At 47.8% G+C, this 24,870-nt stretch carries 23 protein-coding genes and 1 riboswitch; of the genes, 8 read left to right on the forward strand and 15 right to left on the reverse strand.

Annotated features, from left to right (window positions below):
- Window positions 1-101 precede the first annotated feature (101 nt).
- The 3 genes from NR121_RS11915 to NR121_RS11925 form a co-directional block, all read right to left on the reverse strand.
- A complete protein-coding gene (locus tag NR121_RS11915) occupies window positions 102-1,400 on the reverse strand; it encodes an ABC transporter substrate-binding protein (RefSeq protein ID WP_054817117.1) in 1,299 nt (432 codons plus the stop codon).
- Window positions 1,401-1,548: 148 nt separating this feature from the next.
- Window positions 1,549-2,385 (reverse strand): carbohydrate ABC transporter permease, encoded by an 837-nt coding sequence (locus NR121_RS11920; protein WP_054817116.1) that lies wholly within the window; start codon window positions 2,383-2,385, stop codon window positions 1,549-1,551.
- Entirely contained in the window at window positions 2,385-3,269 is an 885-nt protein-coding gene (locus NR121_RS11925) for a carbohydrate ABC transporter permease (protein WP_062406810.1), read from the reverse strand. Before NR121_RS11925 ends, NR121_RS11920 begins: the two co-directional genes overlap by 1 nt.
- A gap of 190 nt (window positions 3,270-3,459) precedes the next feature.
- On the opposite strand from NR121_RS11925, the gene NR121_RS11930 reads away from it, so the two are divergent.
- Genes NR121_RS11930 through NR121_RS11945 form a run of 4 tightly spaced genes read left to right on the forward strand, consistent with a single transcriptional unit; the run spans window position 3,460 to window position 8,387 of the window.
- Window positions 3,460-5,241 carry a cache domain-containing sensor histidine kinase gene (locus NR121_RS11930; RefSeq protein ID WP_062406808.1) on the forward strand — a complete coding sequence of 594 codons (1,782 nt, stop codon included), beginning with the start codon at window positions 3,460-3,462 and terminating at the stop codon, window positions 5,239-5,241.
- 3 nt (window positions 5,242-5,244) lie between these two features.
- On the forward strand, window positions 5,245-6,864 hold the full coding sequence (locus NR121_RS11935; RefSeq protein ID WP_256831241.1) for a response regulator: 1,620 nt from the start codon (window positions 5,245-5,247) through the stop codon (window positions 6,862-6,864).
- Window positions 6,861-7,289, forward strand: a complete 429-nt coding sequence (locus NR121_RS11940; protein ID WP_054817112.1) for a hypothetical protein — start codon at window positions 6,861-6,863, stop codon at window positions 7,287-7,289. Before NR121_RS11935 ends, NR121_RS11940 begins: the two co-directional genes overlap by 4 nt.
- Before the next feature lie 21 nt (window positions 7,290-7,310).
- Window positions 7,311-8,387, forward strand: coding sequence for a phosphodiester glycosidase family protein (locus NR121_RS11945; protein ID WP_062410819.1), 1,077 nt, complete (start codon window positions 7,311-7,313; stop codon window positions 8,385-8,387).
- Window positions 8,388-8,391: 4 nt separating this feature from the next.
- On the opposite strand, the gene NR121_RS11950 is transcribed toward NR121_RS11945, so the two are convergent.
- On the reverse strand, window positions 8,392-9,153 hold the full coding sequence (locus NR121_RS11950) for a tyrosine-protein phosphatase (RefSeq protein ID WP_062410818.1): 762 nt from the start codon (window positions 9,151-9,153) through the stop codon (window positions 8,392-8,394).
- Between the two features lie 372 nt (window positions 9,154-9,525).
- Window positions 9,526-9,729, reverse strand: coding sequence for a hypothetical protein (locus NR121_RS11955; protein ID WP_062406803.1), 204 nt, complete (start codon window positions 9,727-9,729; stop codon window positions 9,526-9,528).
- Window positions 9,730-9,983: 254 nt separating this feature from the next.
- Between NR121_RS11955 and NR121_RS11960 the strand changes: the two genes are divergently transcribed.
- Complete coding sequence (locus NR121_RS11960; protein ID WP_062406801.1) at window positions 9,984-11,543, forward strand: alpha/beta fold hydrolase; 1,560 nt, start codon at window positions 9,984-9,986, stop codon at window positions 11,541-11,543.
- Window positions 11,544-11,552: 9 nt separating this feature from the next.
- Here the strand turns inward: NR121_RS11960 and NR121_RS11965 are convergent, their stop codons facing one another.
- Window positions 11,553-11,810: an AbrB/MazE/SpoVT family DNA-binding domain-containing protein gene (locus tag NR121_RS11965; RefSeq protein WP_054817108.1), complete on the reverse strand. Its 258-nt coding sequence runs from the start codon at window positions 11,808-11,810 to the stop codon at window positions 11,553-11,555.
- An 85-nt stretch (window positions 11,811-11,895) separates the two neighbouring features.
- Window positions 11,896-12,360, reverse strand: coding sequence for a tRNA (uridine(34)/cytosine(34)/5-carboxymethylaminomethyluridine(34)-2'-O)-methyltransferase TrmL (gene trmL / locus NR121_RS11970; RefSeq protein ID WP_062406799.1), 465 nt, complete (start codon window positions 12,358-12,360; stop codon window positions 11,896-11,898).
- A gap of 150 nt (window positions 12,361-12,510) precedes the next feature.
- Here trmL and NR121_RS11975 point away from each other — a divergent pair, with 150 nt between their 5' ends.
- The gene (locus NR121_RS11975; RefSeq protein ID WP_054817107.1) at window positions 12,511-13,227 is read left to right on the forward strand and encodes a response regulator transcription factor; all 717 of its coding nucleotides are present in this window, start codon (window positions 12,511-12,513) and stop codon (window positions 13,225-13,227) included.
- Between the two features lie 62 nt (window positions 13,228-13,289).
- Here the strand turns inward: NR121_RS11975 and NR121_RS11980 are convergent, their stop codons facing one another.
- The 3 genes from NR121_RS11980 to serC all read right to left on the reverse strand — a co-directional run bounded on the left by NR121_RS11980 (window position 13,290) and on the right by serC (window position 18,475).
- Window positions 13,290-15,479 (reverse strand): S-layer homology domain-containing protein, encoded by a 2,190-nt coding sequence (locus NR121_RS11980; protein WP_249929522.1) that lies wholly within the window; start codon window positions 15,477-15,479, stop codon window positions 13,290-13,292.
- A gap of 66 nt (window positions 15,480-15,545) precedes the next feature.
- Window positions 15,546-17,168 carry an S-layer homology domain-containing protein gene (locus NR121_RS11985; protein ID WP_062406795.1) on the reverse strand — a complete coding sequence of 541 codons (1,623 nt, stop codon included), beginning with the start codon at window positions 17,166-17,168 and terminating at the stop codon, window positions 15,546-15,548.
- Between the two features lie 218 nt (window positions 17,169-17,386).
- Window positions 17,387-18,475, reverse strand: coding sequence for a 3-phosphoserine/phosphohydroxythreonine transaminase (gene serC / locus NR121_RS11990; protein WP_062406793.1), 1,089 nt, complete (start codon window positions 18,473-18,475; stop codon window positions 17,387-17,389).
- 160 nt (window positions 18,476-18,635) lie between these two features.
- On the opposite strand from serC, the gene thpR reads away from it, so the two are divergent.
- Complete coding sequence (gene thpR, locus NR121_RS11995; RefSeq protein WP_054817102.1) at window positions 18,636-19,220, forward strand: RNA 2',3'-cyclic phosphodiesterase; 585 nt, start codon at window positions 18,636-18,638, stop codon at window positions 19,218-19,220.
- A 562-nt stretch (window positions 19,221-19,782) separates the two neighbouring features.
- Window positions 19,783-19,875, forward strand: a riboswitch (cyclic di-GMP riboswitch).
- Window positions 19,876-20,331: 456 nt separating this feature from the next.
- Here the strand turns inward: thpR and NR121_RS12000 are convergent.
- A complete protein-coding gene (locus tag NR121_RS12000) occupies window positions 20,332-20,511 on the reverse strand; it encodes a hypothetical protein (RefSeq protein WP_054817100.1) in 180 nt (59 codons plus the stop codon).
- A 219-nt stretch (window positions 20,512-20,730) separates the two neighbouring features.
- On the opposite strand from NR121_RS12000, the gene NR121_RS12005 reads away from it, so the two are divergent.
- A complete protein-coding gene (locus tag NR121_RS12005) occupies window positions 20,731-21,495 on the forward strand; it encodes a metallophosphoesterase (RefSeq protein ID WP_054817099.1) in 765 nt (254 codons plus the stop codon).
- A gap of 24 nt (window positions 21,496-21,519) precedes the next feature.
- On the opposite strand, the gene NR121_RS12010 is transcribed toward NR121_RS12005, so the two are convergent.
- The 4 genes from NR121_RS12010 to NR121_RS12025 form a co-directional block, all read right to left on the reverse strand.
- Window positions 21,520-21,837: a helix-turn-helix domain-containing protein gene (locus NR121_RS12010; protein WP_062406790.1), complete on the reverse strand. Its 318-nt coding sequence runs from the start codon at window positions 21,835-21,837 to the stop codon at window positions 21,520-21,522.
- Window positions 21,838-21,881: 44 nt separating this feature from the next.
- Window positions 21,882-22,877, reverse strand: a complete 996-nt coding sequence (locus NR121_RS12015) for a synaptonemal complex protein 1 (RefSeq protein WP_137669860.1) — start codon at window positions 22,875-22,877, stop codon at window positions 21,882-21,884.
- Window positions 22,874-23,392, reverse strand: coding sequence for a VanZ family protein (locus NR121_RS12020; protein WP_074727348.1), 519 nt, complete (start codon window positions 23,390-23,392; stop codon window positions 22,874-22,876). Before NR121_RS12020 ends, NR121_RS12015 begins: the two co-directional genes overlap by 4 nt.
- Window positions 23,393-23,456: 64 nt before the next feature.
- Window positions 23,457-24,833, reverse strand: a complete 1,377-nt coding sequence (locus NR121_RS12025; protein ID WP_062406784.1) for a sugar phosphate nucleotidyltransferase — start codon at window positions 24,831-24,833, stop codon at window positions 23,457-23,459.
- Window positions 24,834-24,870 lie beyond the last annotated feature (37 nt).

Below are 24,870 nucleotides of genomic sequence, written 5' to 3' on the forward strand. Positions count from 1 at the left end.
AAAATTTAGAAAACCAATGGCTCAAATAACATGTATGTTATTCATGCCGCCGTAGAAAAAAAAGCCCGGCGCGCAATCTTCTTGCGGCCAGGCCGTATGCTTTACTTCTTCAAGCTGTCCCAGGTTTGCTGGAACTCGGTCAGCATTTGGTCTTTCGTCTTCTGCTTCGCAACGTAAGCTTGCATGGTCGCTGCGAATTTCTTGCTGGAAGCTTCGCCTCCAGGGAATTTAAACCAGTTCCAGCTGAGCGTTTTGTTCTCTTTGCTGTATTTTATAATGTCGGCCGCCAAAGGTCCGAGAATCTTCTCGTCGCCTTGAATATTCGTAAAGGCCGGGATGAACTTGAACTCTTCAACCATATATTTCTTGCCTATCTCGGAAGTCACCAGCCAGTTCAGGAACTTCTTGGCTTCTTCTTTATTAGGGGAGTTTTTGTTGATCACCCAGTTGTTCGGAACGCCTACCGGCAGCTTATCGTTTGCAGCCGCATCATCGCTGATCGGCATCGGGAGGAAGCCAACATTCAGATTCGGGTTCGTTTGGGTCAGCTGCAATTGTGTCCAGTTCCCTTGCTGCGTCATTGCCGCCTTGCCTGTAGCAAAATCGGTCACTTGTGTTTTGTAGTCGGTTTGCAGCGGGTTTTTGTTGCCGTACTGCAGCTGCAGATCAAACAGCTTCACCCAATTCTCGAACTGGGGATTACCCGGAATTTTCGCTGTGCCGTCGTTAAGACCTTTCACAAAGGCGTTCACGTCAGGCTGATGCGCGAAAGGCAGGTTCACAAAGTGGTTGCCGAGCACCCACCATTCCCCGTAGCCGTTCACAAAAGGAGTGATCCCTTTGGCTTGAAGCTTTTTCGCCGCATCTTCGAGCTGGGACAGCGTTTTAGGCAGCTCCGTGATACCCGCTTGCTCGAACAAGTCTTTGTTGTACAGGAAGCCGTAGCCTTCGAGGTTCAGCGGCTGGCCGTACAGCTTGCCGTCCTTGGTCATAGGCTCCTTGGCTACCGGTACCAGATCCTTCACCCAAGGCTGGTCGGACAAATCCTCCAAATGCTCGATCCACTTGTCAAGGTCGGAGAAACCGCCATTGTTGAACAAATCGGGCTTATCGCCGGAGTTAAATTTAGCCATCAGCGCTGCGCCGTAATCCGCGCCGCCGCCGACGGTGTCGATTTGAATTTTTACGCCCGGATTTTCTTTCTCATATTCTGCGGCCAGCTTGGCGAGCGGCTCTGCGATTTCCACTTTAAACTGGAACACCTTAAGCGTTACGTTCTTGCCTCCCGCAGCTCCGTCCGTACCCGGGCTTGGCGCTTCTTCTTGCTTCGCGCAGCCTACGGCGGTCGACATCAGCATAACGGCTGCCAGGCTTATGCCGGCAAACTTTTTAAGTTTCATGGTGGGAACCTCCCTCTTTTTTACTGCTTTTTATCCAAGTTGCAAATTTATTGTATAAAATGCCCCAGGCGTCGACCACTGAGAATATTGACCGAAAAGGTGGAACATTTTGAACAACCGCTTTCATTATGCGCCCGATGCGCGTGGATCAGCCTTTTACCGAGCCTGCCGTAATACCTTCAATAATGTATTTTTGCATGGATAAGAAGAAAAGGATGATAGGAATGACACCCAGCACCAAAGCCGCCAAAGCGAGATCCCACTGCTTCGTATACTGGCCGAAGAAGGCAAAGGTGGCCAGAGGGATCGTCCGCAGATCAGGGCTGTTCAGCACCAGCAGCGGAAGCAGGAAATCGTTCCAAATCCACAAGCTGTTCAATAGAATAACTGTTACGCTCATCGGCTTCAGCAGCGGAAAAATAATTTTCCAAAATACACCGTAAGGAGTACATCCGTCCACGGTAGCCGATTCCTCGATTTCCTTAGGAATCGATTTAATAAATCCGTGATACAAAAACACATTCAGCGATACGCCGAATCCGAAATAGCAGATAATGAGTCCGGTCCGGCTGTCCATCAGATTAAGTTCGCTTGCCACTCTTACCAGCGGAATCATGATCGACTGGAATGGAATGACCATCGCGGCGACGAACGCAAGGAAAACCAGATTGTTGAACCTGGACGGTCGGCGGACGAGCCGGTAGGCAGCCATGGAGCTGATGATGACAAGCCCCACATTGCTGATGACCGTAATCCACAAGGAGTTCATGAACACCTTCGGAAATTTCATGATTTCCCAGGCTCTGATATAGTTGTCAAAGTTGATCGACTTGGGCAGGTTGGCCGAGTTGACCAGCAGATCTCCAAACGTCTTCATGGAATTGACGATAACGAAGTAGAACGGCGCCAGAAACAGCAGTCCCAACAAGATGGCGAGCACTTCCAGCAGAAATGTGCGGCTGTTGTAATTTTTAACCGATGGCATTACACCTCAACCTCCCTTTTCTTCGTGATGCTCACTTGAACCAGCGTAATCAGCGCCACGACAACGAAGAAAATTAAGGCTTTGGCCGTCCCGAGGCCGTAACGGTTATTGCGGAACGCTTCTTCATAGATGTTGAGCGCGACGGATTGGGTCGAGTTGAATGGTCCTCCTTGCGTCAAGGAGACGTTCAAGTCATACATTTTGAATGCCCAGGAAATCGTCAGGAACAAACATACCGTGACTGCCGGCATAATCATGGGCAGCGTAATGTGACGCAGGGTTTGAAAGCGGGTGGCCCCGTCAATGTAAGCCGCTTCCGTCAGCTCTCTAGGCACGTTGGACAGACCCGCGATATAGATAACCATCAGATACCCGGCCGTTTGCCAAACGCTGACGATGATCAAGCCCCAGAACGCCGTAGGCGCATCGCCAAGCCAAGGCAGCTGGAAGAAGGCAAGCTGGGTCAGCTCTCCGATCGTGGCAAAGCCTTTAACGAAAATAAACTGCCAAATAAAGCCAAGCAGCAGGCCCCCGATGACGTTAGGCATAAAAAAGATGGTGCGAAGCACATTTCTGGTCTTTAATGCCTGTGACAGCAAAAGAGCCAGCAGGAAACCGAGAACGTTGGCCAGGATGACGTTCGTTATCGTAAACCGGGTTGTAAACCAGAATGACCGGTGAAAGTCTTTATCCGTCAACAAAATATGAGTAAAGTTATCAAATCCGGCCCACTTCACATCCGAAGTGACGCCGTTCCACTCCGTAAATGAGTAATAGATGCTCATGAGAAACGGAATGATGATGATGACCGAAAAGAACAATAATGCCGGTCCTACAAACACGAGCTGCTGAAGCAGATCAGCCCTGCGCTGATTCTTTTTCATGGCTTAACGCCCCCTTTTTCCTCATTTAGAAGTTTTTAATTAAAATTTGCAGATGGCCGGTAAAGTATACCCTTAGTATAGAAGCTGCCGCTTGGGAACAACATGGATTATGGTGACGTAACAGGTGGAATTTATTGATCTCTCCTGTTACAATAAGGGCTCAAACACTTTGGGGGGAGGAGCCTGTGCCTTGATACGCAACAGCATCCGGAACAAGCTGATCGTATTCCTGCTTGCCGCGACCATCATCCCGTTCTCCACCTCAATAGCGATGACTTATTTTATAACGAAGCACAATGTGATCGAAGAGACGATAAAGACCAATTCCAACTTAATCTATCAGGGAAAAACCAATATTACGAATCACTTGAACGTCATTCAGCAAGCTTCTTTGTCCATTTATAACGACACGTCTCTTTACGGTGCGGTGGAGAACGGCGCAGTCGATTACCTGGACCGGGGGGAAATCTTCCGCGGGATGCAGGCCATCGTCATGTCGGTAAAGGAAATCCAGCAAGCCTATTTATATTTGTCCAATTCCAATAAATCTTTTTTGTTCTCACAAGGGAACATATTCCGCAACGAAGGGACCGGGCCGAAATATGTGCCTCAAGTCGGCAAATCCGACACCGTCCTGGAGCCGACGCATCTGAGCCATACGTACAAATCCAGCGGGTTCAATCCGCTGCCCTCCGTTCCCGTGTTTACCCTGCACCGCTCTATTACGAACGCCGTTACAATGAAGGAATTCGGAACGCTGTCGATCGATGTGAATCTGAATATGATCCGGTCGATTGCTGAACAGCTGTACGAACAAGGAAAAGAGCAGTTGTTCATTCTCGATTCCGGGGGTACGGTCATTTACGGCCCTGATCCCATGCTGCTGGGCCAAACGCTTGAGGACGGCTGGGTGAAGCATCTGCAGCAGCTGGATCAGCCGAGCGGAAACTTCGAGTGGAACAGCGACGAGTTTAAAGGCATTCACATTTATGAACGCATGGATTCGCCTTATCATGATTGGATTCTTGTCAAACGGATTCCAAACGAGCTGCTGAACAGCAATGCCAGACAAATAACGGAAATCAATATGATGATTCTGATTGCATTCATGATCGTCGTCATTGGCGCCACCTTGGTGATTTCGATCCGGTTCACTACCCCTATCAAGCGGCTGATCGGAACGATCGGAAAAATTCAAACCGGCAACATGCACGCCGATATCGACGTCAAAGGTAATGACGAGTTTGCTATTCTGGCCGGCCGCTTCCGCAGCATGATGGAAAGAATCAACAATTTGATTATGCGGGAATATCAGCTCGAAATCGCCAACAAAACGAATCAGCTCAAGGCGCTGCAGGCGCAAATCAATCCGCACTTTTTGTATAATTCACTGCAATCGATCGGAACGCTGGCTTTGCAGCACAACGCTCCTCAGGTGTATTCGCTGATCTCCTCGCTGGCCAAGCTGATGCGCTACAGCATGAACAGCGATACGGTGGTCCCGTTTGCAAGCGAGCTCTCTCATGTGAAAGCTTATCTGGAGCTGCAAATGCAGCGTTTTGAACACAAACTGACGGTAAACTATGAGGCGGATGAAAGCATCATGCATATTCCGGTGCCCAAAATGATTTTGCAGCCGCTTGTGGAAAATTACTTTAAACACGGCTTCGATCAGCGGTCGGTTTCGGAAACCTTGACGATAGCCGCCCGACTTGGGGATGACGGGCGGATGGAAATCCGGGTACAGGATGAAGGAACAGGCATGACCGAAGATACGCTTCAGAAGCTGCGGCGCAGACTGGAAGCCCGGCCGCGGCATCAGCAGGAAGAAGAAAGCATTGGCCTTATCAATGTCATGTCCCGTTTGAGGCTCTATTACGAGGATGAAGCGGAAATGATCATCGATCATAACAAGCCTTCAGGGGTTACGGTAACCCTTCGCATACCGACGCTGCCAAAGGAGGCTTCTTAAGGGATGAAAGCCATCATTGTAGATGATGAGAAGCACGTGCGCGATGCCATAAAGCTTCTCGTGCCCTGGAATAACTTCGGTATTACCGCCGTGCTGGAGGCTCAGGACGGCGTGGAGGCTATCCAACAAATTGAAGAGCATAAACCCGAAATTATATTTACGGATATGATGATGCCGCTCAAAAACGGCATGGAGCTGATGGAATGGCTTCAAACGAACTATCCTGCGGGGAAAACGATCGTCGTGAGCGGTCATGACGATTTCGAGCTGCTCCGGCATGTCATCAAATACGGCGGCATCGACTACATTCTTAAGCCGATCGATGCCGAGCAGCTTCATGGCGCGCTCGCCAAAGCCGTAACGCGCATCCGTGAGGAGGAAGCGGAGCGGTCCAGGCAAACCGAACGAAACATCGAAAGGAATCAGCTCCGGCCGGTATACTGGGAGAAAAGCTTGTCGGGGCTGATAACGGAACCGTCGGGGTATGAGAGCATGGCGGATGCCCTGCAGGAGGAGTTTGGGTTAAGCCGGGACGTTCGCGAATGCAAAGTGGCGATTTTGAGCGTGGATACGCTCAGCGCCGCTTTGAAAAATAAATTCGGCAAACATACGGAATTGCTCTTCTTCTCTTTAACGAACATCAGCAATGAAATGCTCGCTGAAGGCTCCAAACGCCTAGGAGTGGCATACCGCTATTGGAACAGCGACAATGAGGTTCTGATCTTGTTTTATGAGGAGCTGGACACCACGGAGCAGCTGCTTGCACGATTGCAGCAGGGGATCCGGTCCGTTTTGGGGAGCACCCTTGATATCGGCATCAGCTTGCGCAGGCCGTTCCCGGCCGGTTTATCCGCGGCATACACGCAAGCGCGTCTTGCGCTGAGAAACCGGAACCTGCTGACCAAGACCAAAGCCATCTATACGTTTGACCCGAACCCGCCGGCGCCGCCCAAGCCGCTTTCCTTTACGGACTATGCGGAAGCCTTCAAGCTGGCTGTACAAAGCGGCAGCGAAAAGCAGATCCGCAAAGCGGTTCTGGAATGGACTTCTGCGGTTCGCGGACAGTCTTCCATTACGATCGGGCAGTTGGAGCTGTGGTGGCATGAGTACAATGTATCCCGGAACCGTTGGCTTACCGAGATGTTCGGGAAGGGTCTTCCTTCCTTCGGCCAGAGTGAAGGCTATGCTTTCATTCTCCCGCTGGACGAACAGGGGGCCTTCTCCATCGATTTGTGGGAGCAGCAGCTTATCCGCAGCCTGACGGAGATGTCCCGCCTGCTGCTCACCCAGCAGCAGCAGGATAGCAACGTTATTTTTGACATTGCCAGGTATATTCAGCATCATTATCATCAGGATATTACGCTTCAGGAAATCGCCAACCATTTTTACTTGAGCCGGGAATATATCTCCCGCAAGTTTAAGCAGGAATTTCACGTCAACATTTCCGATTATATAAGCGGCATCCGCATCGACAAAGCCAAGATGCTGTTGTTGAATCCCAACCTGCGCATTGCTCAGGTAGCCGCGATGGTCGGGTACGACGACGAGAAATATTTCAGCAAAGTATTCAAGAAAGCGGTTGGCATGTCCCCGAATGAATATAGGAAGGTGAACCAACCATGAATACACCCCTCGAACCGCAGCCGTCTCAAAAGGTTGAACGCTCCGGCAGAGTAAACACGAAGAAGAAAGCCTATGCCGTACTGTTTCTGACCTGGGCGTTACTGGTGGGCTTGGGCGCTTGGGGCGCCAAGCTGTATACCGACCATCTGAAGGTGCAAATGACAGATGAGATTGCCAAGCAGACCCGTGATCAGCTTGCAGCCATCCAAAGCCAATACCAGCAGGAAATCGCCGGATTGAAGGAAAGCCTGGCCGCGGATATGGCCAAGCTCCAGTCGAAAATCGATTCCGTAAACGAACTGCTCGCTTTTACCAAGGACAGTGCAAGCAGCAGGACCGACAACAGCAATCAGCTCTACACCCAATTAGCCGATGTACGGCAGAAACTCGATGAGCTGAAGAAACAGCTTGACGCGTTGAAGTAGCAAGGAAGGTGATTCGCCATGATGGACACGATACGGCAAATAAACCGGTTGATGCTGCTGGTTTGCGCGCCTTTTACCGGAATCATGATATTCCTGCTGTTCGCCCCCATGTCCGTTGCGCTTCCTGAGCAGGAACACATTGCCGCCAACGGATGGACGATGCCGGATAGCGTGCAGACGGCCGTAAGCCAACTGGACCAAGCGATCGAGGCCGCCGCTTTGACCCGGTCGACGATCGAGAAGCATTACGAGCTCTATTCCAAGAGCGCGGCCGAAGCAGCCGGTATGTCCCGCACGGCCGAGCTCGCTGCCCAGCGACCCAGGATCATTTTTGACGCCAGGATCGGGCTCAAGCTGGGAGGCCATGCGATTCGATCCACATCAGGCCCCAATGCGGATATAAAGCTGTACTCCTTTAACGAACGGAACTATAAAGCGTATGCGCTTAAAGTGGATTTAAAATCGGATAAAGCGATGCAAATGGTGCTGGGGCAGGATAAGGTCGGCGGCAGCGAGACAACGCTTGAGGCCGCAAGCCGCTATGGAGCTACAGCCGGGGTCAATGCCGGCGGGTTTGCCGACGACAGCCGCAGCGGCAGGCGCTATCCGCTCAGCACGACGATGTACAACGGCAAATATGTCTACGGGTTCGAGCCAACCTTTGCAGACCTGGCATTTATCGGGCTAAGCAAGGACCGCAAGCTGATCGGGGGCAAATTCACGAGACAGGCGGATTTGGACAAGCTCAATCCAAACTTCGGGGCGACCTTTGTCCCAATCCTTCTTCAAAACGGGAATAAACAGGCCATTCCGCAGCAATGGCTCACTTCTCCCGCCCGTGCGCCGCGGACGGTTGTCGGCAATTTTAAGAATGATCAATTGCTGTTCCTGGTTACCGACGGCTACGATGAGAAAGGGAATTCGGGGGCTACGCTGCCCGAGCTGCAGGACAAGCTACTTTCTTTGGGAGTGAAGGATGCTTACAATCTGGACGGCGGAGGTTCTTCCAGCCTGATTTATGAAGGTCAGGTCATTAACAGGCCTTCGGACAATGGACGGCTCAGAAAGCTGCCCACCCACTTTTTATTTTTCAAATGACCTTTTACCATAGCTTCCACCATTTCCTGTTCAGCAATACCGGCTGTAAAGTACGGATCTCCAACCGGCTGATCAAACGTTCAGTGTTGTCTTTGAGCTCCTCCGCCAAAGTATCGTTCAAGTGAGCAGATATCGCGGCGTAGGCGTTTTTGAGTCCGAAGGGCCTGTCGTTTATATTATGTGCATCGGATGAAATCATATGGACCATCCCCTGCCTGCACCATTCCAGGCACAGCTTTTGCAGCTTGCGCCCGAATCGTCCATCGACGGCATGTGAGGTCAGCTGGGTCAAAGCTCCCCGTTCCAATAACCGCATCAGCACGGACGGAGACGACGCCAATTCCGCATTCCGCTCCGGATGAGCGATAATGGGGGTAATGCCCAGGACTATCAATTCATGAATCATCTCCTCCGTGTAGGAGGGGACCATGCCTGATGGAAGCTCTAACAAAAGATATTTTGACCCGGATAATGTGATGATTTTTCCTTGTTCAAGATCTTCTAGTAAGCCTTGGTGAATCCGAACCTCTTGCCCGGGCAGCACCTCCAAAGCGATCCGGTGCTCGCTAAGCGCCAGGTTGAGGGCCTGAGTGCGTTTTTGGATCTCATGCCCGGGATTATCATATCTTCCGTTGGCATGGTGAGGAGTCGCTATGACGGCCTTGATTCCTTCTTGGACAGCAGCACGCGCCATCAGGATGGCTTCCTGCTCATCCTGCGCGCCATCGTCGATTCCTGGCAGAATATGCGTATGTATATCGATCATGATCTCCATTCCTTCTCCATACAAATGATTTTCAGGAAAGATGTTCACATATTTATAAGTTTTCTTTTCTTGTACCGTTGGGTATAATATGCAATGGGAGGTGCAATAGCGATGTCAGCCACGTTCTGGATTATGATTCTAATCTTATTGATGTTCATCACCGCAATACTTACAGCAGCCTATAATGATGATAAAACCAAAGGACTATGATCGAAAAAGTAGTATCGGCCTGTTGCCACACGGGTTGGTGCTATTTTTTTACTTTTTAATCCTTTTTACGGGATGCAGATGCCCATCGCTTTTTCAGTTGACTGTAGATACATATTGTATCATACTATTAGTTACTAAACTACATCCCTCATGCGGTCAAAACTACAATGGATTCATATTACCGGTTTGATCATGATTGACAGACTTTAGCACTTTGGTAAATTCAACTTTTTTTAAAGTTTGTGCCTGAGTCCAAGCCCATTCCGGCTGCTTCGATTGATTGTTCAGCATAAATTGGGAGCTGATCCCCAATTGATCTAATATTTTAGCAACATCGATGTTGATGATTTTTTTGGATTCCGACACCTTTTCAACACTCCGTTTCTATTAACAATTATCCCGAATGATGACCTCTCTTCATAAATTGGAAGAAATATAGGATATATTTCCTCCTCTTGTTTAGCTTACCAAATCTAGCGTTACAAAATAGTTACAAAATCCAGTTATTCGTTATCGATTATTAACTATTCTTTTATTTTTACATGAAAGTTTACTATAATCATATTACGGGTCCCAGTTCTTAAAGTCTGCTTCTTGGAATGTCGGAGGACTTTCATCGCATGAATTATATACAAACCGGCGATATTCAATCTTATTATGAATATTATGAATCTGCATCTACGTCTTCAACAACCATTGTATTTATTCATGGGACGGGGCTCGACAGCAGCTATTTTCACTATCTTATACCGATCTTAAGGCAGCAGTACTCCATACTGCTTTATGATTTGAGAGGCCATGGACAAAGTGAAGACGGCGGCAAGGCCGCAACTATAGAATTGCTCTGCGATGATTTATTATCGTTGGTTCAAGCCTTAGGTCTTCACAACCTTGTGATCGTCGGTCACACATTCGGAGCAAACATCGCTGTTCATTTTGCCGATAGGTATGAAACGCTTATCGAAAGTCTGATATTGATCTCGCCTCAGGCTTTTTTGCCGCTGCCTCCGTTGGCCAGTGAAAAGGAATTGCGGGAAGAGCTGGCAAAAGCTCGAACATTGGATAAGTTGGGAGAATTCATGGTTCAGCGTTTAACCGTAAAGCATAAAGACCACTCGATTGCAAAACGGATCATTCAATCCTATGCCCGGCTGCCCGTTAAAATGTATATGAATCATATAGAAATCGCCTGTCAATTCAAGCTCGAGCATTTGCGCCGGATTCATAAGCCTGCATTAGTATTATCCGGCGAATCGGATCCTCTGTTCCCGCCTTCTTTCACCAGCCTTTATAATTCATTTCTTCATCATTCCAAGTTCCTCATTGTACCGGACTCATCGAATATGGTTTTTTTCGATCAGCCGGCGGTTACCGTGGAGTGGATCATGAAGTTTATTCAGAGGCCGAAAAGCATTAGAACGGATACTTATGTTTTTACTGACAGGTTCCTGCAGCTGCTTATGCTGGAGGGATATAACCGGCTTGTCGCCCGGAATAAGGTATCCATTCAATGCATGGGCGGCTTTGAAGTCCAAATGAACGGCCGGGTGATCCGGGAAGGCTGGAACACCCGATATGCCAAAAATATCCTGATCTACCTGGCATTTCGCAAAACCGCAACAAGGGAAGAGCTGTGCGATATGCTTTTTCCGGAGATGACCGCCAAAAAAGCGCTTGGCAATCTCAGGGTGTATCTGAATCATTTTGCGAAGCTGTTTGAAGCCCGCCCTGAAGAGCCGCCATGTCTAGCCATTGACCGGGATTCGATTTATTTCAAATGCGCCGTTGAATGCGATTTGGCGGATGTCATGGAGGAAATGAACCGGAGCCTGGAGGAGAAGGATTCCATGCTGAAATATGCCATGTGCAAGCTGATTCTGCCGCGCGCCACCCAGCATATTCTGCCGGGCTGCTTTGACGCTTTTTCTCTCTCCTTAAAGGAGAAGTTTGCACAGGACTGGGAAAAACTGGCCATATGGGCCGCGGATTACTGCTGTAAGCTGGAGCAATTTGAGGAGGCCGCCCAGTTTATCCGCAGCTGTCTGCATTCCTATCCCAATGATGAAGGCTTAATCGAACGCATGGTAGCGATTCAAAAATTAACCAATAATAAAAAAGAACTGCGTAAATGGACCCGAAAGAAAAAAGCATCGCGCCCCGATCATTCTCGGGAGACGTGATGCTCTCTTCTATTCTTTATTTTGTTTCAATAATTGCATTTCACCAAGACACTCCGCACAAATATGCCGTTCTCTGAATTCGCTCACCAGTTCCATTGATCCGCAAAAGACGCAGCGCGGACGGTATCTCTCCAGAATGATATGATCTCCGCTAACCAAAATCTCTACAGGATCTCCCTCATTCATTTGATACCGTTTACGCAAAGACTTCGGCAGCACGATCCTCCCCAATTGGTCGACTTTTCTAACAACACCTGCCGGTTTCATGATCTAGTCACCTCGCTTATCGATAACTGTCTGCTATTTTACTTTATACAGTTCGACGCCTATGAGGGAATTCCTTCCGTCTTGTTCATTTCAACCCTTGAAAGCCGGTTTGCCTCAGTCCCTCATATAATATGATGGCCGCAGAATTGGATAAATTCAGCGAACGAACCGCTTCTGTCATAGGCATCCTCATCAGTGCCGTTGGATGCTGCTCCAAAATCTCGGCGGGCAGCCCCTTCGTCTCTTTGCCGAATACCAAAAAGTCTCCATCCTGAAATGAAAACTCCGTATACAGCTTGTCCGCTTTGGTCGTTGCAAAGAAAAAGCGTGAATCTTTGTACTTATCCTTCACTTCCTGGAATGAATCATGATATTCGATATTCACCGCGTGCCAGTAATCCAGACCCGCACGTTTTAACGTTCTGTCATCCGTATTAAATCCCAGCGGCCTGACCAGATGAAGCCAGGTTCCCGTAGCAGCGCAGGTTCTGGCGATATTGCCGGTGTTTGCGGGTATTTCGGGTTCAACCAATACGATATGAAATGCCATTTGTCTTGAGTCCACTCCTCTTTCAACGTCAACCACTAGACTACTAGATCTTTGTCAATTTTAACATACATTTTACGCTTTCTTAATACAAGGATGATCCAGTGATGCCATAATACAAATATCAAGTGCACATAAAAAGGAGACTCTCGAATGTTGAAGAAAAAAATTCTTGTCGTTGACGACGAACCTTCGATTTCGATGCTCATTGAATTCAACCTTAAATTGGTTGGCTATGATGTTCACTGTGTCTATGATGGAGAATCCGTATTCAGTGCAATCAAGGAATATCGACCGGACCTTATTGTTCTTGATCTGATGCTGCCCAAGGTGGACGGTTTCCAGGTCTGCCGCCGGCTTCGCTCCCAAAATAACCTGGTTCCTATTATTATGCTCACCGCCATGCATGATCTTTCCGACAAAATTGCAGGACTCGACAACGGTGCGGATGACTACATGACCAAGCCCTTCAGCCCGCAGGAGCTGATCTCGCGTATCCAGGCCATATTGCGCCGCTCCCAATTGCTCCCGTCCGCAGGGGAAGATACCCCGGTCACCATCGGAGAAATCGAGATCCTTCCGGAGCAGCGTGAGGTGAAAGTAAGAGACGAATTCATTGAACTCACGCCCAAAGAATTCGACCTGCTCCTGTTCCTTTGCAAGCACCGCGGCAAAGTACTCAGCCGGCAGCAGCTGCTTCACGGCGTTTGGGATTATCATTTCCTGGGGGATACGCGCATCGTCGATGTCCACATCAGCCATCTGCGCGACAAAATCGAAAATCAAGCGCGCAACCCCGAATATATTGTAACCATTCGCAACGTCGGATACAAATTGATAGAGCCTGCTGCTAAAGAATCTTTGGCCTAAAAGCAAAAAAGAGCACCGCCCTTATCGGCCGGTGCTCTTTTCTTTATTCTGATCCGGGTCACCTATTCCACAATGACATTGATCGTCACATTATTGGCAACCCCCGTGTAATTCGTCAGGGTTCCCGAAACGGTGATGTTTCCGCTCTCCAGCGCACTTCTTAATTTCCCGACGGAAACACCATCGCCTTGAGGATCAAAGGCGGTGCCGAGCAGCTCTTTTATTGTCGCCTGAGCTGTACCGTTTGAAAAGTGAATCCTTTTGGTAATTCCGGCTTCCGTTATCGCAAGCGTGTCGGCATTGCTTGAAGCATGGATCAGCAGACTCTCCAGCATCTGGGAATCATCCAGGGATTTGCTCAATGTGAATGTAATGGTATTCCCGGATGTGATGACTGCCGGTTCGGCATTCCCATCGATGACAGCGGCAGCGCCTATTAACGTAGGCACCGAGTCATTATTCCCCTTGATGATGGTTAAAATGACGGGAGATTGTTTTCCATTCGTATCGCTCAATACCCCGCGCACCGTAATGTTTCCATTTTGAAGCAGCTCTCTTAGCTTTTTGACAGATACGCCATCGCCCTGCGGATCCAATGCGGGGCCGAGCAATGTTGCGACCTTCACCGTTTGTTGGGTACCGCTGGCAAAGGATATTGTTCTGGATTGCCCGCTTTCGGAAAACGTTAGAGCTTCGGCGCCACTGGAAGCTGCGACCGTCAGGCTGGTGAACATGTCTGTATCCTGCAAAGCATCGTCTATAATGAAGGCAATGTAATTGGGCACATTCGTGTGAATCGAAAACGCTTTGCCCCCAATAACGGCGGATGCAGAGGTGATTTCCGGAACCGGTGCACTCGCAGGTTTGACGATTTTCAACTTGACTGTGGATTTATTGCCTGTCTTATCGGTCAACTCTCCTGTCAATTCGAGGTTTCCTTCGAAAAGATGCCTTCTCAATGTGCCGACGGAAACACCGTCACCCTGCCGGTCAAAATCAGGGCCAAGCAGATCGGCTACGCTCACATGAGCAGTCCCGTTCTGGAACGTTACCGTTCTGCTCACACCGGATGACGTAACGATTAATTTGTCTGTGTCCGATGAAGCAACAATCGTAAAATCGGTTATCATATCCGCATTGTTCAAAGCGTGATCCACATTGAATGTGACCTCATTATTCGTTCCGATGACGAGAGGGACGGACGCTTCACCGATCTTGACAGATCCCGAAATAATGACCGGCGGTTCGGTATCTCTAATAATTCCACCGCCACCACCGCCGCCGCCACCGCCAATGATGCCTCCTCCTCTTGGCCTGCCCAGTTCTTCAATTTTTTGCTCGGCATCCGCCAGCTTACTCAGATTTGGAAAGTCCTTGTCCGTTGCCCCCAACTTCCGCGCCGCCTCAACTTTAGCCCTGGCCTCTTCCACGGCCGCTTTATCATCGATCGTTAATTCTGAAGCATCGGGTAATGCCGCGATGGCCTCATTGGCCGCTTTCACTGCCGCCGCCAATGCTATCGCCGCTTCCAGCTGCTGGACTTTGCTCTTATACAACGCCTGATTTAATTTAAATTCATAAGCCAATCTCGCCAGAGCTTGCCTGTCGGCGGCATCCAGCGGGCTAAACCGCAGTGTTCCATCCCCGTTATCGATCCCCTTCAGGAAGCCGATTTTGAATGCCAAAGAAACATGCGGCCTCGCCCAATCCGAAATCTGACCGACATCGGAAAGAGAAGCATCAAAAGGCAGCTTCACCGCCAGTGCTTCCAGATTGAATGCGCGGATAAAAAATACGGCCAATTGCTCTCTGGTCACAGGGCTATCTGGTGAAAACGTAGTCTGGGATGTACCGTTCGTAATGTTTGTATTGAGAAGTGCTCCTACATATCCTTTGAACCATGAATTTGCGGGAACATCGGCAAACACATCGGCGGACGCCCCGTCTTCTTCCAGTCCCAAAGCAAGCACCAGGACTTTGGCAAGATGTGCCCGTGTCATCGTTTCACGGGGTTTGAAGGTGCCGTCTTCGTAGCCCGAGAGGATCCCGTCCTGCACTAAGGACCGGATTTCTTGTGCGGCATAGGAATCGGCAATATCGGAGAAAGGATACGAATTCTCCGCGGCCGTTCCGGCTGCCGAGTCGGGAGCTTCCGTCTCTGCGGAATTTGCGGTGCTTACACTGAACAGCGAAATTAACAAAGCAACGATTAAGAGGACGGACAGATGATAACGAACCGTTTTGATATTCATGGAATACAAGCGGCATTCCTCCATTTTCTTGATTTAGATTTTTATAAAAGCTTTCAATACAAAACACTATGGGTTAAATACAAGTGTCAGTTGTTTTGTCCCGCCGGATTGAAGGGTGACGGTGGCCGGAATACTCAACGCCGTTCCTCCCGCCAGCGACCTTAGCGTGCTGACCGATACGCCGTCGCCCTGCGGATCGGCACCTCCCAATATTTGGCTTACATCAATATGGACGGTACCTTGATCAAATGCAATGCTCTTCGTCATTCCCATGGCGGTAACGGAGATCGACTGGACATCAGGGGAAGCCTGAATGGAAAAACCGGTAAAACGATCCGAATCTGCAATCGAGCCTGGTAACGTAAACGAAATCACGTTGTCTTCTCCAATCTCGGCAGCAATACGCTGTCCGCCGATATTTGCAAATGCGGACTGAATCCACTGCCCGCTTTCAGGCTGGGAACCCGACGACTCCAGATCAGTTATTTTGGCTTCGGCCTCTTGCAAAAGGTTCAAATTAGCGAAATCCGTATCGACAGCGCCTTTGGATTTGGCCGCTTCTACTTTTTCCCGAGCCTCTGTTACCGCCTGTTTATGACTCAAGGTGAGCTGATCCACGGAAGGCAGAGCCTCAATGGCATCTACCGCCGCTTGAATCTCCCGGACCGGCAGCGCTCCGGTTACGGTTACACCGGAATCCCGACCCTTATAACTTAATGTATAAACAGTCCCTCGCGTCTGGGTGGACGTCGTGAGTACGATGACCTTGCCCCCGCTTCCCTCTTTCAGCGAAGCGTTCTGTACAGTCAGCCCGTTATCAAAGGCAAAATCGCTGCTGCTTACTGTACTGACGGCAAGGTTGAATGTAACTTCCACCGTGGTTTGATCGATTGCGGTCAATTGTTGAACAGCAATGCTTCCAGGCGCGGTGGTTGAGCCTGTACCTCCGCCTGCACTTGAACCAGGTGGTGTCTTCGGCGCTCCCGTACCCGATCCGGCAGGACCGGAAGGCTCCTTCGCGATGCGGTTGGCAGCCTCTATGAAGGAATCGCGGTTAAAATTAAACTCGAAAGCCAATCGGGCCAGCGCTTGTCTTTGCGTATGTTCGCCCGGAGCAAATCTCAGAGTCCCGTCCGCATTAGCGATCCCCTGAATGAAGCCTATATGATAAGCCAAAGCAACATAAGGTTTTGCCCAATCCGACACCTGATCTATATCCGTAAAGGGCACCTCAAGAGCCAGCTTGCCGGCTTTGTCTTCCAGACCAAACGCACGTATAAAAAAACCGGCTATTTGTTCTCTGGTCACGGGTTCATTCGGAGAGAACGCTGCTTGTGAGGTCCCTCTCGTAATTCCTGATTTCGCCAATGCTCCTACGTAACCTCTATACCAGGCATCCTCCGGAACATCTTCAAACTCTGACGCCGCCTCCGGATCTTCGGCAAGCTTTAAGGATAGAACGAGAATTTTGGCGAGATCGGCGCGGGTTACAGCTTGGGCTGGCCGGAATGTTCCGTCTTCATAACCGTTGAGGAATCCCGCCTCTGCCAAACGCGAAATTTCTGCTGCTGCATAGGATTCATTCAAATCACTAAAAGCTACATTGGCACTAACCTCGGCAGTTGCAACCATACTCACTAGGGCAGACATCAAAAAAGTACGTTTCCATAAGCGGCTTTTATACCCCAAAATATCAAATCCTCCTCCATCCAAAGCTTATCTATGTATCTATATGATACAAAATGTATCATATTCTCGCTTTTTTTTCCACCATTTATTGTGAATTTTTAATAAATATTTATTTTGAGGCAGCTTATTGCCTTTAAGAGCATCGATACAATTAGTATCGGAAGTGATGATAAAAAATGCCGGGAAGCTCTTTCTCCGGCATTTTTAAGCGAATGTTCTTATCCGTTGCGTTTTTGAAAATCAACCATAAATTCTGCCAGCGCCTTGCAGGCCTCATAAGGAACGGCATTGTATGTCGATGCACGCAGTCCGCCAACGCTGCGGTGTCCCTTGAGTCCAACGAAGCCGTGCTGCTCCGACTCTTTAATAAACTGCTTCTCCAGCTCATCGTCTTTCAGACGGAAGGTGATGTTCATGATAGAGCGGCTGCCAGGATCTACTACGCCGCGGTAGAAACCGCCGCTTTGGTCAATCGCTTTGTAGATGAGGCTCGTCTTCTCACGATTGCGCTTTTCCATCGCGGTCAATCCGCCGTTGTCCCTGATCCACTTCAGCACCAGATTCACCATGTATACCGAGTATACCGGCGGAGTATTGTATAAGGAATTATTCTTCACATGTGTTTCATACCGCAGCATCGTCGGGATATTTTTAGGCGTATCCTGAAGCATGTCTTCCCGCAAAATGACGACCGTCACGCCCGATGGCCCCAGATTTTTTTGCGCACCTGCATAAATCATGGCGAATTTGGAAACATCGACAGGACGGCAAAGAATGTCGCTCGACATATCGCCGATGAGCGGAACGCTGCCGGTATCCGGATACTGCTGATACTGGGCGCCTTCGATCGTTTCATTCGAAGTAATGTGCAGGTAAGCCGTGCCGGGATCCAGTGCCAATTGACTTACATCCGGAATACGGGTAAACTTGTCGGCTTCCGAGCTGGCCACGATCTTCGTTTCACCGAACAGCTTCGCTTCCTTGAGCGCTTTATCCGCCCAAGACCCGGTATGAACATAGCCGCCCACTTGGCCGGCTTTCAAGAAATTCATCGGAATCGCAGCAAACTGCGTGCTTGCCCCGCCCTGCATAAACAAAACCTTGTAGCCGTCCGGGATCGCAAACAATTCCTTAAGCAGGCTTTGTGTTTCCGCATTTAACTGTTCGTACTGAGAGCTGCGGTGGGAAATTTCCATAATGGACATACCGATTCCCTGGTATTCCACTAGTTCTTCCTGCGCCTTCTGAAGCACTTCCAAAGGCAGCGCCGCGGGTCCCGCATTGAAATTGTATGCGCGCTTAGTCACTGATTTCACACCTTCGCTTTTTCATAGGATATACGCTATGATAGCAAAGTTCGTCACGCTTCATCAAGTATTTGTTTACAGGATTCATCAGATTGCCCTACTTTGCAAAGCATAAGGTTATAAAATAGTAACAAACGACAAAAAAAGAGGTGTATCCCCTATGATCGAACCGCGTTGGTTTGTCGCCATCCCTATTCCTGACGAAATACGAACCGTCCTGAAAGAGAACATGGACGTCATGAAGAAACCGTATGCTTTTCAAAAGTGGGTCCATCCCCAAGATCTGCATATCACATTGAAATTTTTGGGAGCAGCCTCAGCGACAGCCCGCCGTCAAATCGTGCAAAGCTTAACCGCACTTACCTCGTCTTTCCCTGCTTTTGACCTGCGTCTAAAAGGATGGGGGACTTTCGGCCGTCCCGCTTCCCCCGGCATCCTCTGGGCAGGAGTTGGAGGCGATCTGCAGCGTCTGTTTGCTCTGCAGGCCGGAGTCGAGCACGCAGCGCTCCAGGCGGAATTTGAGCGTGAAAAGCGCCCTTACAGCCCTCATATCACTCTGGCACGAAGATATAATGGAAAAACTAAATTCCCGTCGGATCCATGGACAGCCGAGTCCGCAAATCCCGATGCCTCCCTGCATGCATGGCAGGTACAAAAAGTGGTCTTGTACCGGAGCCATTTGCACCAGAATCCGATGTACGAAGAAATAGAGTATTTCCCGCTGGTTTATGGCAATAAGGGCTAAAGGGTATTTAATTGTTCACATTGGGGGCACCGGTATACGGCTAAAATAGGAAGAGATACAATTCTAACATTCTTAATCAATACATGATTACATGAACCGCATACAAAGTCCATTCCATTCTCCGTTCCTTCAAAGAAAGGGCTGAGGTCTTTGTCAGGTTTCTGTAAGACCGGAAAAGTAATCTTCTCTGGGTACTCGACTATCGTCATCTTTCTTTCCCTTGGTACTTTTTTCACAATTCTTGGCGGCATGATACATCTACCTTCCCGGTTTAGATACAATTTGTAACATAATTTTAGCCAATTTAGTCGATTTTATCAATAGTTTAATGGTAGATTTTCACTAAAATAGCATATAAAAAGAAACATTTAGTATCAAAGAAGGGGGGCTCTTATCTTAATCTATAACGAATCATAGGATTTCATCGCAGACCGTACGCTTTGGAGATCATATAATGGGTACAAAAGACTTAAATTTTTATTCAAATTTAACCAAGATATAACAAATTCATATTGTCCCAAAATGTAAATTCGTATATGATAGGTTCACAACCACCATAAAACGAGATAATTGGCAAAACCATTGAAAAATGGTGACGCAAAGCTATAGGGGCTACCTTGAGCTATTCGCTTCAACATGCCAGCCAGTTGCCGAAAACCGGCTTCCGTTGGAATGATGTGGGACTAATGGGAAGGGGTTGGAACATGAAGAACCTAATGAAACATGATGTAAAGGACCTAATTGATCAGGATGTACAGGAATTAGTGAATTGCTTGCATCTCCCGGAAAATGAAATATTGGAACGATTTTCTTTCACCCATGAAGGGGAGATCTTGTCCAATGAAAATGCAATGAGGTTTATCCTTTTTCTAAAATCCGAATTGTTAAAAGAGTGCACCGGATGAGTGCACTTTTGTTTTTGTTCACAACCGTCAAGTCTGTATTTCATCTATAAAGCGGCGAGATTTACTAAGAGTCTGCGACGGCTGGGTTTTCAGATCGGATTCTATCAGATGATTTATATAATCTCCACTTACCAGATAAGGCAACCTTGTACCCAAATTTAAGGATACCAGTATTTTCTGAACGTCAATTTCAATTTTATTATTCATTATTTGACCACCCGATTAATAGAATCTTCATAAACCGTCTGTTGAACACTGGCTGTGTCGGTCTGCACGTAGCCGCCAGCCGCAGAAGCTTGATTCTCAAAATGCTTTTTCCCAAACACGATAACCGCGATATTTGCCACGAACAACAGCACTACGATGGACCATTTGAAAAAGTTCAATTCCGCATACCTCCGATATAGGTTTACAGAGGTAACCTTACCAGCTTTATACTAAAAAGTAACTCGAAGGATGTCGGTAGAAAAAAAAGATTTATAAATTAAATCATTTTGACTATCATAGGCTGGCATTTCTTCATAAAGCCGAAACATTATGTATCTAATCCGTTGGAATTATAGTAATATGATACTAAATGGTGCATGAAGGGAGAAACGAGACGTTTGTCGATTTTATGGGGGATCATCCTTGCCATTGCCGCTTGTTATCTGCTGTTTATTTTTCCGACTCAATGGTTGAAGGTGGAGAAAGTCAGACACTCGCTGGGATTAAACATAAAAATATTACAAATCAGCGATATGCATATAGAACGGCTTCGGATTCGTCCCGAGCAATTAAGAAGGGTCATACAACAGGAGCGGCCGGACTATCTGTTCCTTACGGGAGATTATACAAAGCTGGAAGCGTACCTTCCTTTATTGAAGCGTTATCTGAACGTGTTCCAAGCAAGCGGCATCCCTGCCTTTGGCGTGCTCGGAAATCACGATTATCAACAGCGGAAAGTGAGCAAACTCATCAAGCTGCTTCAGCAAAGCGGAATCCATCTTCTGCGTAATGAATCGGTTCGGCTTCCCGGGTTTGAACTCATCGGGATCGACGACTACGACAGCGGCAAAAGTCGTATCGGCGAATCCTTTCATGGAACAAACACCGGCCGCCCGCGCATTGTGATTACCCATGACCCTAATATTGTACTCGAGATGAGGGAGCGGTTTGATTATCTTATGGCGGGGCATCTCCACGGCAAGCAATTGAATATCCCTTTCTTTTATCGGCTTCGACCAATGGGAAAGCTGCCTGCTATGGGAATTTATAAGGGGCTGCATCGAGGGCCATACGGAACCTATTATATCTCCAAGGGGATGGGGCAGACTGGAGTCAATGCTCGTTTTCTTGTCCGAAGCGAAGTTACTTTGCACTTTTTATAAAGCCCCTTATACCAACTAGACCGCCTAAGCATGACTGTTATATTGGCTCAAACAGCTCCTGACCTCGTCAATACTTAAGCCGGAGGCCCGTACCTCCCTAACCAATTGAACCCATTCCTTCTCCAGATATTCGACCTCACACTGTCCTTCTTCTCTAATAAGGTTATGAATATCTACACTAAGAACTACAGCAATTTTGTGTAAAAACTCGATGGAAGGATTATGTTGAATATTTCTTTCGATGGAGCTCAAATACGATTTGGCCACTCCAGCCCGGCTCGCAAGTTCCGAGAGTGACAAACGCTTTTTCTGCCTCAGTTTTTGTATACGCTTTCCAATCATAATATCACCTTTAAATTAGATAAATTAGTATCCATTGATTTTAGTCAACTGTTTTGCAATCGACTTAGCGCCTTGGATTGTGCTTGGCTTTTGAGCGATTCATACTCCTGCTTCCACGCGTTCGGTCCGGTATCGTTTAAACCGGCATCGCGCAGTTCTTGTTTTGCGTTCTGAATAATACGATCGACTTGCCCGCTGCACCGTTTCTCCGCATCAGCTATTTTTTTGAAATATTTGTCCTTGATTGTTTGAAGTGCATCATTATCCAATTGCTCCTGATCACCCATAGCTGCCGAAATTTCATTTACGATCCCGTTAGCTTCAGCCTGGCATGTATTCTTGAGCTTCTCCAGCTCTGCTCTATATTTGTTCTCGATTTCTGCCGTAATTCCTGATTTAGGATCCCGCTGGTTTGCAGAAGGAGCGGAAGGAGCAGCCTCAGGGGGAGCAGAGGTGGATTGGGTCGGCGGCTCTTCCGTACTGCTCTGCTGTTTCTTACGTGCTTCAAGCTCCTTTTTAATCTTCTTGCGCTCTTCCTCATCATAAACGCCCACTAATTCAATAGGATAGTTGGGGTCCAAAATAATGAGGTTTTTACCATATTTGCCGGTGATAGCTTTCAAGGCATCTATTTCCTGTTGACTGAGTTTTTGAAGCAGTAAATCCCGTATATGTTGTTTTTCCTCATTGTTCAGCTTATCGGTAGCCTGGCCAAGCAAGAAATAAATATCCCGCATGGACAAGCCCGAATTTAACAGAATCGCCGCTGCATCCATCGCATCCTGCTTGCTGATCGGTTTATTGGCGAATTCATTGGCTTTTTCCAGCGTATTCCCCAATATAGGAGATGTGCTTTCCGGTTCCTTCAATTTACCGTTGTCCTCTTGCACATGCTGACGCTGCACTATATCTTCAATCGTTGTTGAACGAATCATCCAGTACATGTAGCTAATGTAAATCATGAAACCAAGGGCGATTGCCAATAAGATCAGCAAACTCCATTTAAACCAACGCGACGGTCGTTTTAGAATTCCACTCAAACCGTATCACCACTTCTTTCTATCATTTGTTTGCATAAATAATAAGTCATGATTCCAAAGGCAGCCCCGCAAGTATCCAGGATAACATCCGATATCATCGGCGTCCTGCCGGCCGTATAGATCTGATGCATCTCATCCAAACCCGCGTATATCCCGCAAAAAAGAAGGGAAAGAACCATGTGTACTTTCGCCTTCCTGTGTATTATTCTTGCCGACAATCGGAATACAAGAAAACCTAAGACCATATATTCCATGATATGAGCCAGCTTTCGAATGAAAAACTCCATAAACGCGGCAGCCCCATTCTTATGCACACTGATCTCTTTCCCGCCATAGTTCAGCTGTACTCCTGAAAAACGCTCTTTCACGACTTGTTCTGCCTTACTATTTTGAAGCCATGGTTTCAGATCCTGCTTTTCATGGGGCTGGGCCGACATCAGGAAAATTACCGTCATCCAACAGAGGAGCGGAATCCAATGGTTCCAGAAGGACACGCTCCTTCTGCGTCTTTTCATTCTCAAACGTTACGCATCCTTTTCATTGAATTCACTGACTGAACGGCTTCATAAGCTGCGGAAATTAGCTCATTTTCACACACTGTCTTTCAATATCTGCCCAATTCATATATAACCGGACGATGTCCTCTTCTACCAGCTCGTTGCCGCTCTGTACTTCAATGATTTCCAGATCCGTAATGGCCCTTATACTGTGTCTTGCCCGTACCGGGATTTGAATTACATCTCCCGCGGCTACATGAATCAATTTATCATTAAGCACAAGTTCGCCTTCACCCGATATGATCGTCCATGCTTCACTTCGCTTCAGATGGAGCTGGTAGCTCAAGTTTTTCCCCGCATGTACTCCGATCCGTTTGGTTAACACTTCTTTACCGTCTTTTTTCGTGTAATCTAATACTCTATACCAACCCCAACGCCTTTCTTCGAACATAGGTCTTTGCTCAATATCCTTCATAATTTCTTTTATTTTGGCGCTAGCCGATTTATCTGAAACCAATATGCCGTCCGGACTAACAGCGACAACCAAATTGGAACAACCTATGATCGTTACCGGTATTTCCAACTCATTAATCAGATGTGTGTTCTTTGAATCCGCACTGATTATCCCGCTTCCTATTTGCTGTGTTTCAATCTCTTCCGTTAATGTATTCCAGGTTCCAAGATCCTTCCAGAAACCGTCATACGGCGCCACAACAATGTGTTTAGCCTTCTCCACTACTTCATAATCAAAGCTTAGTTTCGGAAGAGCATCATAATGCTTCACCAGCTCTTCATATTGAATCGGCAGCCCTCTCTGTATCAGCATGTTGATCACATAATCTAATCTAAATGCAAAAACCCCACAATTCCAAAGCGCACCTTGTTCAATCAAAAGTTTGGCTTGGTCTTCGTGAGGTTTTTCTCTAAAATGATCAACAGTCCTGTATGGTGTCAAGACTTCATTTTGCGATTTATCCGGAACGATATACCCATACTTTTCGGAAGGATACGTAGGCTTTACGCCCATAAGTGCTATATCCGCGCCTGAATCATGGACGATCGATTCCAACTCCTTTACTTTGTGGAAAAAGTGATCTTCTACGTAAGGATCGACAGGCAAAACCGTAATGACCTCCTGCAAACTTACACCAACAATAGAATAAAGATAGGTGGACATTAAGGCGATTGCGGGAAAAGTATCGCGGCGGTTCGGTTCACATACGACATTCACCTCGTGGCCCAGTTGGCTGTAAATCATTTCTACTTGTCCCAGACCGGTTATGATGTACGACTGGTTCGAAAGTCCGGCGGCGGATATCTGCCCCCAAACCCTTTGCACCATGGATTCCAATTCCTGGTTTGAATTTTTCAGCACTTTAAGGAATTGCTTCGATCTGGAATCGTTGGATAATGGCCAAAGGCGTTTGCCTGAACCTCCGGATAATAATACAAGTTTCATAGAATCCACTCCTCTGATTTTAAACAATATAAATAAA

It is taken from the genome of Paenibacillus sp. Pae15, from assembly GCF_024519685.1.
Taxonomy (GTDB): domain Bacteria; phylum Bacillota; class Bacilli; order Paenibacillales; family NBRC-103111; genus Paenibacillus_G; species Paenibacillus_G naphthalenovorans.

Bases quoted from the DNA above. Each gene is read 5' to 3' on its own strand.
- NR121_RS11940 (WP_054817112.1), top strand. From the start codon at position 6,861: ATGAATACACCCCTCGAACCGCAGCCGTCTCAAAAGGTTGAACGCTCC.
- NR121_RS11980 (WP_249929522.1), bottom strand. From the start codon at position 15,479: ATGAATATCAAAACGGTTCGTTATCATCTGTCCGTCCTCTTAATCGTT.
- NR121_RS12020 (WP_074727348.1), bottom strand. From the start codon at position 23,392: ATGAAAAGACGCAGAAGGAGCGTGTCCTTCTGGAACCATTGGATTCCG.
- thpR (WP_054817102.1), top strand. From the start codon at position 18,636: ATGATCGAACCGCGTTGGTTTGTCGCCATCCCTATTCCTGACGAAATA.
- NR121_RS11965 (WP_054817108.1), bottom strand. From the start codon at position 11,810: ATGAAACCGGCAGGTGTTGTTAGAAAAGTCGACCAATTGGGGAGGATC.
- NR121_RS11925 (WP_062406810.1), bottom strand. From the start codon at position 3,269: ATGAAAAAGAATCAGCGCAGGGCTGATCTGCTTCAGCAGCTCGTGTTT.
- NR121_RS11935 (WP_256831241.1), top strand. From the start codon at position 5,245: ATGAAAGCCATCATTGTAGATGATGAGAAGCACGTGCGCGATGCCATA.
- trmL (WP_062406799.1), bottom strand. From the start codon at position 12,360: ATGGCATTTCATATCGTATTGGTTGAACCCGAAATACCCGCAAACACC.
- NR121_RS11960 (WP_062406801.1), top strand. From the start codon at position 9,984: ATGAATTATATACAAACCGGCGATATTCAATCTTATTATGAATATTAT.
- NR121_RS12010 (WP_062406790.1), bottom strand. From the start codon at position 21,837: ATGATTGGAAAGCGTATACAAAAACTGAGGCAGAAAAAGCGTTTGTCA.
- NR121_RS11920 (WP_054817116.1), bottom strand. From the start codon at position 2,385: ATGCCATCGGTTAAAAATTACAACAGCCGCACATTTCTGCTGGAAGTG.
- NR121_RS11975 (WP_054817107.1), top strand. From the start codon at position 12,511: ATGTTGAAGAAAAAAATTCTTGTCGTTGACGACGAACCTTCGATTTCG.
- NR121_RS12025 (WP_062406784.1), bottom strand. From the start codon at position 24,833: ATGAAACTTGTATTATTATCCGGAGGTTCAGGCAAACGCCTTTGGCCA.
- NR121_RS11915 (WP_054817117.1), bottom strand. From the start codon at position 1,400: ATGAAACTTAAAAAGTTTGCCGGCATAAGCCTGGCAGCCGTTATGCTG.
- NR121_RS11945 (WP_062410819.1), top strand. From the start codon at position 7,311: ATGGACACGATACGGCAAATAAACCGGTTGATGCTGCTGGTTTGCGCG.
- NR121_RS11950 (WP_062410818.1), bottom strand. From the start codon at position 9,153: ATGATCGATATACATACGCATATTCTGCCAGGAATCGACGATGGCGCG.